This is a genomic window from Streptomyces sp. GbtcB7, from assembly GCF_019091445.1.
Classification (GTDB): domain Bacteria; phylum Actinomycetota; class Actinomycetes; order Streptomycetales; family Streptomycetaceae; genus Streptomyces; species Streptomyces mirabilis.
This window is the reverse complement of record NZ_JAGXJM010000039.1, coordinates 47,261-59,987: the sequence shown is the minus strand read 5'-3', so window position 1 is coordinate 59,987 and position 12,727 is coordinate 47,261. Positions and strand designations below refer to the sequence as shown.

General features: G+C 69.8%; 14 protein-coding genes and 2 pseudogenes. 8 read left to right on the top strand and 8 right to left on the bottom strand.

The genetic code is table 11. The features are described 5' to 3' along the window. Positions 1-11: 11 nt before the first annotated feature. The 3 genes from KVT44_RS44070 to KVT44_RS58950 all read left to right on the top strand — a co-directional run bounded on the left by KVT44_RS44070 (position 12) and on the right by KVT44_RS58950 (position 1,143). Positions 12-287 (top strand): acyl-CoA reductase, encoded by a 276-nt coding sequence (locus KVT44_RS44070; RefSeq protein WP_217573648.1) that lies wholly within the window; start codon positions 12-14, stop codon positions 285-287. A gap of 118 nt (positions 288-405) precedes the next feature. Then, entirely contained in the window at positions 406-768 is a 363-nt protein-coding gene (locus KVT44_RS58955; RefSeq protein WP_308314278.1) for an aldo/keto reductase, read from the top strand. After that, on the top strand, positions 769-1,143 hold the full coding sequence (locus tag KVT44_RS58950; RefSeq protein WP_308314271.1) for an aldo/keto reductase: 375 nt from the start codon (positions 769-771) through the stop codon (positions 1,141-1,143). Between the two features lie 13 nt (positions 1,144-1,156). On the opposite strand, the gene KVT44_RS44060 is transcribed toward KVT44_RS58950, so the two are convergent. Together KVT44_RS44060 and KVT44_RS44055 are read right to left on the bottom strand one after the other, a co-directional pair. Next, on the bottom strand, positions 1,157-2,554 hold the full coding sequence (locus KVT44_RS44060; protein WP_254650724.1) for a hypothetical protein: 1,398 nt from the start codon (positions 2,552-2,554) through the stop codon (positions 1,157-1,159). Then, entirely contained in the window at positions 2,551-3,777 is a 1,227-nt protein-coding gene (locus KVT44_RS44055) for a bifunctional glycosyltransferase family 2/GtrA family protein (RefSeq protein ID WP_217573694.1), read from the bottom strand. The genes KVT44_RS44060 and KVT44_RS44055 overlap by 4 nt, the downstream gene beginning before the upstream one ends. A gap of 153 nt (positions 3,778-3,930) precedes the next feature. Between KVT44_RS44055 and KVT44_RS44050 the strand changes: the two genes are divergently transcribed. Continuing rightward, positions 3,931-4,488: a hypothetical protein gene (locus KVT44_RS44050; RefSeq protein ID WP_217573646.1), complete on the top strand. Its 558-nt coding sequence runs from the start codon at positions 3,931-3,933 to the stop codon at positions 4,486-4,488. 13 nt (positions 4,489-4,501) lie between these two features. On the opposite strand, the gene KVT44_RS44045 is transcribed toward KVT44_RS44050, so the two are convergent. Both KVT44_RS44045 and KVT44_RS44040 read right to left on the bottom strand, forming a co-directional pair. Further along, on the bottom strand, positions 4,502-5,008 hold the full coding sequence (locus KVT44_RS44045) for a SigE family RNA polymerase sigma factor (RefSeq protein ID WP_099918540.1): 507 nt from the start codon (positions 5,006-5,008) through the stop codon (positions 4,502-4,504). Between the two features lie 350 nt (positions 5,009-5,358). Beyond that, a complete protein-coding gene (locus KVT44_RS44040) occupies positions 5,359-5,880 on the bottom strand; it encodes an HAD domain-containing protein (RefSeq protein ID WP_217573644.1) in 522 nt (173 codons plus the stop codon). 82 nt (positions 5,881-5,962) lie between these two features. On the opposite strand from KVT44_RS44040, the gene KVT44_RS44035 reads away from it, so the two are divergent. The 3 genes and pseudogenes from KVT44_RS44035 to KVT44_RS60265 form a co-directional block, all read left to right on the top strand. Beyond that, complete coding sequence (locus tag KVT44_RS44035; RefSeq protein WP_217573642.1) at positions 5,963-6,442, top strand: hypothetical protein; 480 nt, start codon at positions 5,963-5,965, stop codon at positions 6,440-6,442. 130 nt (positions 6,443-6,572) lie between these two features. Beyond that, the gene (locus KVT44_RS44030) at positions 6,573-8,108 is read left to right on the top strand and encodes an AMP-binding protein (protein WP_217573640.1); all 1,536 of its coding nucleotides are present in this window, start codon (positions 6,573-6,575) and stop codon (positions 8,106-8,108) included. 63 nt (positions 8,109-8,171) lie between these two features. After that, positions 8,172-8,351, top strand: a pseudogene (locus tag KVT44_RS60265) (transposase); the annotation flags it as partial. 47 nt (positions 8,352-8,398) lie between these two features. Here the strand turns inward: KVT44_RS60265 and KVT44_RS44020 are convergent. Next, a complete protein-coding gene (locus KVT44_RS44020) occupies positions 8,399-9,394 on the bottom strand; it encodes a zinc-binding dehydrogenase (protein ID WP_217573638.1) in 996 nt (331 codons plus the stop codon). A 324-nt stretch (positions 9,395-9,718) separates the two neighbouring features. Continuing rightward, on the bottom strand, positions 9,719-10,702 hold the full coding sequence (locus KVT44_RS44015; protein ID WP_217573636.1) for an aldo/keto reductase: 984 nt from the start codon (positions 10,700-10,702) through the stop codon (positions 9,719-9,721). 173 nt (positions 10,703-10,875) lie between these two features. Between KVT44_RS44015 and KVT44_RS44010 the strand changes: the two genes are divergently transcribed. Further along, positions 10,876-11,310, top strand: coding sequence for an ankyrin repeat domain-containing protein (locus KVT44_RS44010; RefSeq protein WP_217573634.1), 435 nt, complete (start codon positions 10,876-10,878; stop codon positions 11,308-11,310). Between the two features lie 65 nt (positions 11,311-11,375). Here KVT44_RS44010 and KVT44_RS44005 read toward each other — a convergent pair whose 3' ends face one another. Next, positions 11,376-12,338 (bottom strand): alpha/beta fold hydrolase, encoded by a 963-nt coding sequence (locus KVT44_RS44005; RefSeq protein WP_254650723.1) that lies wholly within the window; start codon positions 12,336-12,338, stop codon positions 11,376-11,378. 94 nt (positions 12,339-12,432) lie between these two features. After that, a pseudogene (locus tag KVT44_RS58940) lies at positions 12,433-12,602 on the bottom strand (chlorophyllase); the annotation flags it as partial. Between the last annotated feature and the right edge of the window lie 125 nt (positions 12,603-12,727).

The following is a 12,727-nucleotide window of genomic DNA, read 5'->3' as shown; positions in this document are numbered from 1 at the left end:
GGCCGCCCCGGGTGAGCCCAGCGAGCCGCCACCCACCCGACGGCACCTGCGTCGTGCCCGTCGACTCGCTGCCCGACGCCGCCGCCTACGCCGCCGCCCACGCCACCGTGGCCGCCCAGACCGTGGGCGTGTACCCGGCGCACCGCAAGGCCGAGCTGCGCGACCGGCTGGCCGGCGCGGGCGTCCAGCGCGTCGTGAAACTGGGCAGCGGCAGCATCGGCAATCCGCACGACGCGATGTATCCCCTGCACCGCTTCGTCAACTGGGTGGTCGACGACGATGCCTGACTCCATGCGGTCCCGTCTGCTCGGCCGGTCCGGCCTGCGCGTCAGCGAACTGTGCCTGGGGACGATGACGTTCGGCACCGAGTGGTGATTCGGGGCCGAGGAAGCGACCTGCCGGGAGATCTACGCCGCCTTCCGCGAGGCGGGCGGCACCTTCCTCGACACCGCCGACGTCTACAACGACGGGGCGAGCGAACGAATCGTCGGTCGACTCGTGGCGGCCGAACGCGACGCGGTCGTCCTCGGTACGAAGTTCACCCTGCCGACCGACAGGAACGACCCGAACCCGGGCGGCAGCCACCGCAAGAGCCTGCGCCGCAGCGTCGAGGAAAGCCTGCACCGACTGGCCACCGACCACCTCGACCTGCTGTGGGTGCACGCCTGGGACGAGTGCACCGCCGCCGAGGAGACCCTGCGGGCCCTCGACGACCTCATACGCTCCGGGAAGGTTCTGGCCGTCGGGGTGAGCAACACCCCTGCCTGAGTGATCGCCCGCTCCCAGGCCATCGCCGAACTCCGCGGCTGGAGTGCCTACTGCGGCCTGCAGATCGAGTACTCCCTCGCCGCGCGGTCGCCGGACCACGAACTCCTGCCCATGGCACGGGCGCTCGGACTCACCGTGACGTCCGCGCGGGTCGCCCTCGCCTGGGTGCTGGGCCAAGGGCTCCTGCCGGTGCTCGGCACCCGCACCCTCGCCCAGGTGCACGACAACCTCGGCGCACTCGCCGTACGGCTCGACGGCAAGCAGCTCGAACGGCTCGACGCCGCCACCCGGGTCCGCCGCGAGTACCCGTACGACTTCCTGTACGACCGCCGCGCCGCGCTCGCGCCACCGGAACCGGGGGATCGCGATCGCTGAACACCGATGGCGGTTATGGAACGCCGAGTTCGAACAGGGCGTACCCCGCGTATGAGCCGGAGGCGAGCGCGGCGATTCCGAGGACGGTGCACAGCACCGGCGTGCTGAGCCGCCGCATGGCGACGGCGCACGGGATGAACAGGGGGAAGGTCGGGAGAAGGTAGCGGGAGATGTTGCCGAAGATCTGCTGGCTTCCCAGAACGAGCGCGATCGTCAGGAGGGTGTGGACGACGAGGACCGCCGGCGGGCGGAGCCGGAGCAGCAGAGGCAGGACGATCAAGGCCAGCAGGACCGTGCCCACGCCGATGAGGTCTTCGTAGGGGTAGGCGAAGAGGTAGTCGAAGTGGCCCACCGGGAGGGACGTGAACACGTCGAGGGTGTGCTTGCCGTAGTCGAACGTGTGGGCCCAGGCGCCTTCCTGGAGCTTGAAGTATCCGCTGTAGTCGCCCATCCGGTATCCCACCCAGCCGAGGTAGCCGAACAGGCCGAGGGGAGCGATCGCCACGGCGACCAGCGGGCGCAGAAATTTGACCCGACGCCTCTTCCCGTCCGGGCCGGGGGCGTCTCCCCAGCGGTGGACCTCCCGCCGTTGCCGGTGTACGGCCAGCAGCGCCGCGACGGTGAGCGCCGCGATCAGCGCGGTGGCCGTCGGACGAGTGAGACCCGTGGCGCAGGTCAGGATGCCGGCGGTGATCCAGTGGTGGCGCATGACGGCGTAGCAGGCCCAGGCTGCGAGGGCGACGTAGAGGGACTCCGAGTAGCCCGACCACTCCATGCCGGATCCGGGCCACACGGCCCAGAGGCCGGCTGCGGCCAGCCCGGCCCGCCGTCCGCCGATCCGTGCGGTGACGGCGTGGATCGCCAGGGCGGCGACGAACGAGGCGGCCACCGAGACCAGCAGGCCGGCGCCGAACAGACCCAGGCCGGTGCAGGAGGAGACCAGCCGCATCAGGGCGGGGTACAGCGGGAAGAACGCCGCGGAGTTGCCCTCGATGGTGATCAGGCCGCCCGCCCCGGGCACCGGGACGAGCGCGGGGTGGTAGCCGTGCGCCGCGATCTGCTGGTACCACCAGCCGTCCCAGGTGGCCAGGACGTCCCAGGCGTGGGCGCCGCCGCCGAAGCGGGGGTCCTTCTTTCGGAAGTCCCCCGAGGAGCCCAGCAGGTACATGAAGACGCAGAAGCCGATGAGCTTCAGCGCACCGTACAGCGCGAGCACCGGACCGTGGTGCTCGGCCGCCTGGCACAGTCGCACCCACCGCTGGCGGGCGGTCGAGGTGAGGAAGGTGAGGGAGGGAGACGGGGCCGGGGGCACGCCGGTGTTGTACGGCGGTTCCGTCGCGGGCGAACGGCCTTCGGCGTGGACCCCGTTGCCCTCGTACGACGGAGCGTTCGCGAGGCTCGGGTCGTTCATCGGGGCTCGGCTCCTGTTCCGTTGGCGCGTGGGGCGGCGGTGAACACCCAGGCCCGCAGGAGCAGGAAGCGCAGCAGTGTCGCGACCAGGTTGGCGATGACGAGCACCGCGACTTCCGTGGGCCGCGCGGGCCCCGGTGCCCAGCGGTGCAGCGCGGCGAGCGAGCCGCTGGTGAGCGCCAGACCGAGGCCGAAGACCACCAGACCCTTGGCCTGCTGCCGCAGCGCTCCGCCCCGCCCGCGCAGCCCGAAGGTGAGCCGCCGGTTCGCGGCGGTGTTTGCGACGGCGCAGACCAGCAGCGCCCACGCGTTGGCGCCCTGCGGCCCCGTCACCGGGCGCAGGGCCGAGTAGAGGAGGACGTACCCGATCGTGCTCACCACGCCGACGGCGCCGAAGCGCAGCAACTGGGCGGCCAGTGGGCCCGGCGGATCACCTCCGGTGGCACGCCGCAGCCCCGCCGTCGGGAGCGTGCCACGGGCGAGCGCCCTGCCGATCCTGACGATGCCGCGCAGGTCGGCCATGGCCGTCGAGACCAGATCGACGCGGCTGTCGAGGTTGTCCACCCAGTCGACGGGCACCTCGTGGATGCGTAGCCCGGCCCGCTCGGCGATCACCAGCAGTTCGGTGTCGAAGAACCACTCCGAGTCCTCCACCAGGGGCAGCAGCCGCTCGGCGACGTCGCGCCGGACCGCCTTGAAGCCGCACTGCGCGTCGGAGAAGCCGACGGCGAGAGTGGAACGCAGCAGGACGTTGTAGCAACGGGAGATGATCTCCCGTTTGGGACCGCGTATCACCCGGGAGCCACGGGCCAGGCGGGTGCCGATGGCTATGTCGGAGTGGCCGGAGATCAGCGGGGCGACCAGCGGGAGCAGCGCGTTCAGTTCGGTGGACAGGTCCACGTCCAGGTAGGCCAGTACCGGGGCCCGCGAGCGCGACCAGGCGACGCGCAGGGCACGGCCACGCCCCTTCTCGGCCAGCCGTATCCACTCGGCCTCCGGCAGTTCGGTCGCCAGCCGGGCCGCGATCCGCGGGGTGTCGTCGGTGCTGGCGTTGTCGGCGACGGTGATGCGGAACGGGTACGGGAACGTCTCACGCAGATGCGCGTGCAGTCGCCGCACGCTCGGCTCCAGATCCGTCTCCTCGTTGAACACGGGGACGACCACGTCCAGTACGGGTTCCGGGTGGTCTGCCGGCAGCGGCAGGCGGAGCGGCAGTCGGTCCATGGGCAGTCCCGTCGCGAGGTTCATCGGGGCGGACCGTGCGGTCTTGGTCATGGTTCAATCCAGGTTTCTGTGCTGTAGCAGGGCATGCCGAAGGCGCTCACGGCGGAGGTGCGATCAGGGAGTAAGGCCGGGGCGGAGCAGGGATAAGCGGCGGTGCGGAAATTCAGTGGGGGAGCGGCCGGGACGGTCGGCCGTGCGCTCGGCGGCTACCCGGCGCCGGTCGCGCTGACGAACGACGAGGGCTCGACTGTCGTCGTCGGCGGGGACGACGACGTGATGCTTCCGCTCGGTGTGGCCGGGATGGTGGCCGGCGGACCGGAAGTCGCGGTCCCGGAGGGACCGGTGCCGACCGAGCTCGAACTCTCTGTCGCACTCTCTGTCGTGATCGGTGCCGTGGGCGTGGTGGGGACCGACCCGGTAGGGCTGGTGCTGGGGGGTCGGGTCGGAGACGGCGTGGTGGTCGGGGAGGAGGAGCCGGTCGCGGGCCGCGGCACGGGGGCCTGGGGCTGGTCGCGGTCCGGCGCGTGTGGCAGCAGGACCAGGCCTACGCCGAGCCCGGCGGCCACCAGTACGGAGCCCACGGCCTTCTGCGCCGCGCGGACCCGACGGCGGACGAGTACTCCCGTCCTGAGCCGGTCCTGCTGTGCGGGCTCAAAAGGGGTGTACTCCTGGGCGTCGCGCATCATCCGCGCCAACTCCCGCTCGAAGTGATCCATGCTTCCCTTCACCCCACCGGCTCGATGACATCGGCCAGGATCTGACGCAGTCGCGCCACACCGCGTGACGCGTGGGACCGGGCGGTGCCCAGCGGGCACCCCAGAACCTCCGCGACCTGTTTCTCGGGCAGGTCCTGGTAGTAACGCAGCACAACGGCGGCCCGCTGCCGGGGCGGCAGCTGGGCGAGGGCCGCTTCCAGCCGCGTCCGCTCCACCACGGCGGCGGACTCGTCCCCGGTCTGTGCCAGGTCGGGCAGCTGCTCCACGGGCCGCTCGCCCCACCACCGCCGGCGTGCGGAACGGGCGGCTGCGCGGGCCAGGACCTTGCGTACGTACGCCTCGGGCGCCTCGTCCGCGACCTTCGGCCAGACGAACCAGAGCTTGACCAGGGCTTCCTGGAGCAGGTCCTCGGCACGGTGCCGGTCACCTCCACAGAGCAGACGGGCGAGGTGGAACAACGCCGACCAACGGGCCGCAACGAACCCGTCGAAACTCTCGGCCTGAGCCTGTTCCATTCGCACCGTCCCCGCACTTGCCAGCTTCGTACACCTGGAGAAAGACGTTGGTGAGCACCTCGCTATGCACTTCCGGCGCGTGATGCGGGTCACGTCCGGCGAGGAGGCCGCGGGGCGGGCTGCCCCGGCTTCCCGGTGATCGGGCCAACAGGCCACGGATGCGGCACGGTTGCCCATCGCTCGGTTCGCGTGAGGTGCCAACGTGGCGGAGTGGGACGCGTACTTGATGGCGACCATCGGTGATCCGCGGTTCAGCCGAGCGAATCGGACCATGCCACAGGCTGGACAGGCCCATACCGAGTTGGGCCCGGCTGCGGACCGACGGTTACCTCACCTGCTCCACGAGGGAGTCAGACCAACCGCCTCAGCCAGGAGTCGATCGCCGCATAGTCGTGATCAGTCAGACCACGGCGGGGGTCGACCCGGTGGAGCAGGGCGTTCGCTGGATGGTGAGCGGCGACCCAGGCCCGATCGGCGTCGGTGATCTCGTCGTCGACCCAGACGAACGGGCGCCCCGCCGCCCATTCGACAAGGGTGCGGGTCTTCCAGTGCAGTCCGTTCCGCTCGTCCTGATCATCGATGTCGGACGGTTCCGGCCAGACCACCACAGGCAGCTGCGGCAGACCGATGCGCGGGGCGATGCACTCGTTCGCGTCAGCCATCCATGTCGTGGCCCAGACCACCTCGCACGGGAGCGCCGCCAGCCGAGGCCCGTGCTCGGGATCGAGCCGGGCCAAGAGCGGATTCGCATCGGCATCGAGCGGTTCGAGGCAGCTGGCATGGACTGGATACTGCTCGGGCGCCGCACCGAACGGGATGAGCGGTCCGTCGACATCGAGAAACAGCAGCGGACGCTGCGGAGAGCCAGTCACGCCGGCACGATAGCGGCGGATCGCAACGGGGACCGGACCGTCTCGATCACGTCAGCCCTGCGGCCGACCTCCGAACAGGCCTGTGGGCCGTCGTCGCGACCGTCTGGCCGACAAGAATGTGTCGATCACCGGCTCGGGGGCTCGGAAGACAAGGATCCTGGCTCCGCAGACGTTGGTCGCCGGTGAGGACGGCGGTACCTCGATCGTCGAGATCCACAACGGTGCGTCCGCAGCGCTGTCGCAGCAAGTCGTGAGGTTGAGCGCCATGATCGTCGACAGCACCGTCACGGGGCACCGGCGACTGTCGACCTACGGGATCGGGTTCGTGGCCGGCGCGGTCCGGCGCGTCGCGCGGAGCACCGTCAGCATGGCCCTGCGGGACGGTTCGTGCACGGTCCGCGACGACCGGATCGGAGGCGGTGTCGGGGGCGTCGCGGTGGTCGCCGCTTCGGCGGACGCGAAGACGGTGCTCGACGGGCCGCGTATCAAGCGGACATCCGGGGCGCCGGTACGTACCTTCGAGTGGTGCGGCTTCACTGCCACGGCAACCGGGCAGCCGTAGAACCGTGGTCGGCCGGGTCTCGCGAGGTCGGGTGGTACTGAGCTGTTCGCAGGGTGTCGGATGGCTTGTCGGGATACGCGAGGGCGTGGCGGGATAGAGGCTCTGTGTCGTTCAAGCTTCGGAGGCTGTGATGATCGTCCCGTTCGGAGTCCGTGATTTTCTGGACCGTGCCGTCACCGTGTATGCCGACCGGGTGGGTGTGGTGGACGAGCCGGACCAACCGGCTGAGGTCTGGGCGGGGCTGACATACGGGCGGGTGGGGGAGCTGGCGCGGGCTCAGGCTGCCGGACTGGATGCGCTGGGTGTGCCGCTGGGCGCTCGCGTGGCGATGGTCTCGCCGAACAGCGCGCGGCTTCTGACGTCGTTCTTCGGTGTCAGCGGTTACGGGCGGGTGCTGGTCCCGGTCAACTTCCGCCTGACGGCGGACGAGGTGAGCTACATCGTCGGTCACTCGGGGGCCGATGTGCTCCTTGTCGACCCGGAGTTGACGGAGCGTCTGGCCGATGTCAACTGCAGGCACCGTTTCACGCTCGGCGCCGCAGCCGACGCCGAGCTGTACCGCTTCGGCACTGCCCCGCAGGCCTGGGAGCCGGACGAGAACGCCACCGCGACCATCAACTACACCAGTGGTACGACGGCCCGGCCCAAGGGGGTGCAGATCACCCATCGCAACATCTGGGTGAACGCGATCACCTTCGCGTTGCACGCCGGGGTGACGGACCGGGACGTGTATCTGCACACGTTGCCGATGTTCCATGCCAACGGCTGGGGCATGCCGTTCGCGATGTCGGCCCTGGGCGTGCCACAGATCGTGCTGCGCAAGGTGGACGGGGCCGAGATCCTGCGCCGGGTGGCCGAGCACGGTGTGACGGTGATGTGCGCGGCGCCCGCGGTCGTGGGGGCGGTGCTGGCGGCCGCCGAGTCCTGGGAGGGGGAGATCCCCGGCCGTGATCGGGTGCGGATCATCGTTGCGGGCGCTCCGCCGCCGACCCAGACGGTCGCGCGCGTGGAGTCGGAGCTGGGGTGGGAGTTCATTCAGATCTACGGCCTGACCGAGACCTCGCCGCTGCTGACCGTCAACCGTGCCCGCGCCGAGTGGGACGGCCTCGCCTCTGCGGAGCGGGCGGAGAAGCTGGTGCGGGCCGGTGCTCCCGCGCTGGGCGTGACGCTCAGGACGGACACCGAGGGTGAGGTTCTCGCGCGCTCGAACGTGGTTCTGGAGGGGTATTGGGAGCAGCCGGAGGAGAGTGCGCGGGCGTTGTCCGGGGGCTGGTTCCACACGGGGGACGGGGGGTCGATCGGCGAGGACGGCCATCTGACGATCAGTGACCGCAAGAAGGACGTGATCATCACGGGCGGGGAGAACGTGTCGTCGATCGAGGTGGAGGACGTCCTCTTCAGCCATCCGGCGGTTGCCGAGGTCGCGGTGATCGGGGTGCCTGACGAGAAGTGGGGCGAGACCGTGAAGGCGCTGGTGGTTCTTGCTCCCGGCGTGCGGGTGACGCAGGACGAGCTGATCCGGTTCTGCAAGGAGCGTCTTGCCGGCTTCAAGGCGCCTACTTCGGTGGAGTTCCGGAAGGAGTTGGCGCGTACGGCGACCGGCAAGCTCCAGAAGTACAAGTTGCGGGAGCCGTATTGGGAGGGCCACGAGCGGGGCGTTGGCTGAGCTGTCTTACAGGGCTGGGTGCTGGTGGTGAGGTGTTCGGTGACGTAGAGGGCGGGGGCTGGGCTGCTGCTGCCGCCTGACCACCCGCTACGAGAACACCACCACAGCCTTTCGCGCCGGACTCCACGTGGAAGGTTCGTCAACGGGATCCCGCACCGGCAGCGCTCGGGGCTGCCGTGGCGAGATCTACCTGTATGTGTCGGCAAGTGGAGAACCGTGTACGAGAGGCATCGGCGCTGGTCGTCGATCGTCTGGAAGTGAGGAGCCCCGTCCGGCAGGTTGACGTAGGGTCAGGTGAGCGAGAGAAGGATTTTGCCGCGGCCTGTGCCCGTCTCCAGGAGGTGGTGTGCCTTCGCCGCCTCGGCCAGGGGCAGGGTCTGCGTCACCCCGGGCCGGATCCGCCCCGCCGCGAGCAGCCGGAGTGCTTCGCCGAGGTACTCGCCTATCCGCTCGGGAGCCCGACGAGCGAGGTCGCCGATGTTGAACCCGGCGATGGTCCGGTTGCCCTTCCACAAGTCCCACACCGAGGCCGTCCACTGCTCGTGTCGACCGAGGTCTCCGTAGGCCACCAGGCGGCCGAACGGCGCCAGCACGGTCAGGCTCTGCTCACGGATCGGCCCGCCGACGGGATCGAGGACCAGGTCCACGCCCCGGCCACCGGTCACCGCGGCCAACCGCTCTGCGAAGCCTTCACGCGGAAACACTCCGTCGTAGCCCAACTCGGCGGCATACGGAATCTTCTCCACCGAGCCGACCGTGCCGTATACCCGGCCGGCCCCCAGCTCCCGGGCCAGCTGCGCGGCCGCAGAGCCCACACCCCCCGCCGCGGAGTGGATCAGCACGTCTTCCCCCTCCCTCAGCCGACCGGCGTCCTTGAGCACACCAAAGGCCGTCGGAAAGACGCACGGCAGCCCCGCTGCCTCGGCCAGGTCGGCCTCTCCCGCCCCGGTGCGCAGTGACCTGACAAACCGTGTGTCCGCGGTCACCACCTGGGCGTAGCCGCCGAAAGCCGGTAGGTACGCCGCGATGGGCTCGCCGACCTCCAGTCCGCTCACCCCCGCACCGAGCGCGACAACAGTTCCAGCCACTTCCAGGCCGGGAACGTCCACTCCGCCAGGCCCGTCCGGGGTGCCGAACTCGCCCCGGCGGTGCTGGATTTCCGCGAAATTGACGCCCGCGAAGGCGACCCGCACGGTCACCTGGCCGCCAGCCGGTACGGGTTCGGGCAGATCCAGCGCCTCCAGTACCTCGACGCCTCCGTTGACTCGGAACCCGACCGCCCGCATACGACGCTCCCCTCATCGTCACGGCCCTTCCGGTGTGGGCCGTACGGGAGCGGCAACCCGGGCGATGATCTTCGTATTCCCGTGCGGCCCAAGCCTCCGTCCACGATGGCCGTCCCCACGGCCGACGCCGGATCAAGCACAGCATCCCCGAATCTCACGGCACCGTCGCCGTCACGGCGATCCGGCTCCGGCTCCGGGCGTGATGGGCTGCATGGGCCCTCAACCCTGTATCAAGTCACGCCGCTCGGCCGCGAGCTGCCGGGCCAGGGAGACACACCGGACAGGGCCCAAGGGTTGGCCGCCGTGTCGTGGTTCCGGTGATCGTCAGACGTGCACTGGTGCCCGCTCGTCCAAGAGGCCTTCGCTTCGCAGATCGTCCCAGACCTGAGCCGGGATCTTCGCGCCGAACGCCGCCATGTTGCGGCGTACTTCGTCGGCGGTACGCATGCCGACCACGATGCCCGAGACGGCGGGGTGGCGGAGCGGAAAGGCCATGGCCAGCTCCGGGAGCGTCACACCGTGTGTTTCGCAGACGTCGGCGATGCGGTGCGCGCGCTCCAGCGTCCGCGGCGCGGCGGGCGCGTAGTCGAAGGTGGCACCCTCGGCAGGTCGGGCCGTGGCGAGCAGCCCGGAGTTGAAGACCGATGCCGCGAGTACCGCGACCCCCCGGTCCGTGCAGGCGGGCAGCAGTTCGTCGAGGGCGCTCTGGTCCAGAAGCGTGTAGCGGCCGGAGAGCATGACTACATCGACGTCCGACTCCTTGACCAGCCTGGTCAGTTTTCCGGGGTGGTACATCCCCGCGCCGATCGCGCCCACCACTCCCTGGCCGCGCAGTTCGGCGAGCGCCGGATAGCCCTCGCGCAACGCATCCTCGAAATGCTGCTCCGCGTCGTGCAGGAACAGCACGTCGATACGGTCGACGCCTATCCGCTCGAGCGAGTCCTCCACGCTGCGCAGAATGCCGTCCCGTGTGAAGTCCCACACCCGACGATGTGTGGCGGGCACCATGAAGCTCTCGTCCAACCGGCCCGCCGGGTCCTGCGGGACCAGTAGCCGGCCGACCTTCGTCGACAGCGTCACCTCCTCACGCGGCTTGCCGCGCAACAGCCCACCGGTGCGGCGCTCGGAGTGTCCGATGCCATAGTGTGGAGAGGTGTCGAAGTAGCGGATCCCGCTGTCCCAGCCTGCCTCAAGGGCTCCCGCGGCGGTCTCGTCGTCCAGCGGAGCGAAGAGTCCCCCGAGTGGTCCGCCACCGAAGCCCAGTTCCGTGACCTGCACCTTGCTCTTCCCAAGCCGGTTTCGCCTCATCCACCGTTCCCCTCGTATGGCTGGTGACGCGACCATCCTGCCGTGGCCCGTGCCACGTTCCCAAGGGAAATTTCGAGCTTGCGGTCCGCTACGCGGCAACCATGCTGGTCGCGGCCATCAACGGGTGGATATGAGTGGCCCCGCCACGCGCCCGGTCGCTAACCTCGGCCGCCATGAACCAGCGGCAGCAGAAGAAGGTCTCCCATCGTCTCTTCGAAGCGATTCTGGCGGGTGACACCGCCCGCGTGAAGGCGGTTCTGAGGGCTGGGGCCGACCCGGAACGAGCCGACAGCGAGGGCACCACCCCTCTCTATGAGGCATCCGTGAACGGGGAAGCCGAGATTGCCCGCCTGCTCCTGGCGGCCGGGGCCTCCCCTGACACCGAGAGCAGCGGACTCGGCGCGGACGGCACACCCCTGTGCGCGGCCGCATGCTGGGGGCACACCGAGACAGTGCGCGAACTGCTGGCGCACGGCGCGGATCCGAATCTCCGAGAAGATCACGGCACAGGCTGGTCCCCACTGGAGTGGGCACTCAAGGGCCCTCATCCCGAAACTGCCGATCTCCTCACCACGGCGGGCGCGACGCCCCGCGGGAGCACTACGTAGCACCACCGTTCGCCATCACGGATCCCACCAGCACCATGGACCTCAAGAGCCACCTCAGGCCGGGCTCAGGCACAGGCCCTGAGGAATTCGATGAGCGCCGCGCTCACCTCGTCCGGGCGTTCCTGCTGAGTCCAGTGTCCACAGCCGGCCAGTTTGAGGGGCTTGCGCCAGAGGTTGGGCATGAGGTCGGGGAGGCGCTCGATGAGTTCGGGAGTGCCGGGGAACGCCGGGACCAAGTCGCGGTCGCCGTAGATGTACAGGGCCGGCCGGGTGACGACGGCGCCGTGCCAGGGAGCGGTCAGTTCCCAGTTGCGGTCGAGGTTGCGGTACCAGTTGAGAGCCCCGGTGAAGCCCTTGGAGAAACTCTCGGTGAGCGCGTCGAGATCGTCCTCGGTGAACCAGTCCGGCAGCACCTCGGGGTCCGGCATGGCCGCGAGCCAGCCCCGCTCGGGGTCGACCAGCGGCTGCTTGCCCTCGCGGGCGCCCGGAGCGTCGCCGGAGGCCGAATAGAAGAACTTCCGCAACGCGGTGCGGGTGTCCTTGGCGAACTCGGCGTCGGCGACACCGGGGCGGTTGAAGTAGTTCCAGTAGAAGCGGCCTTCGAACCTCTTCTCCATGGCGGCCAGCGGAGGCTCCGTCCCCCTGAACGGGGGCGGCACGCTCAGACCCGCCACTCCGAGCACCATGTCCGGTCGTAGCAGCGCGGTGTGCCAGGCGACCGGCGCGCCCCAGTCGTGCCCGACGACGTACGCCTTCTCCTCGCCCAGGGCGCGGATCAGTCCGACGACGTCGCCGACCAGGTGAAGGATGGTGTACGCGCCGACGTCGTCGGGATGGTCGCTGCGTCCGTAGCCACGCTGGTCGGGGGCGACCACTCGGAAGCCCGCATCGGCCAGAGGGCCGAACTGGTGGTGCCAGGAGTGCCATGACTCGGGGAAGCCATGCAGGAGGACTACCAAGGGGCCGTCGCCTTGCTCGGCGATGTGCAGCCGAACGCCGTTCACGTCAACCATTCGATGCTCAACCATGTGCATCAGGGTACGTGCCGTGATCTTCGCGCTGGGTTCACCGGCAGCCCGCCTCACTCGTGTCGCAGCGAGCCGGCGAAGCGACTGGCACAACGGCGAACGGAGTCAGGTCGGCCCACAGGCCGTCCAGGGCGAGCAGGACACCCACCGTGACGCGGGGGGTCGGACATGTCCTCGCCGGGAACACCGTCGAAGTCGAGGACGCGCGCCCAGCAACGTGCTCGCTGTCTCGGCTCCCCAGGAGTGGCCGGCCACTGCGATGCGGCCGCAGGTCACCGAGAACCTGGGGAGGACAGAACTACCGACCGCGCGGATGGGGCGGTGGTGGCAGCACCCTCGATCTTCCGTGCGTTCGCGGTGTTCGAGTCGGACATGCAAGCGCCTTACGT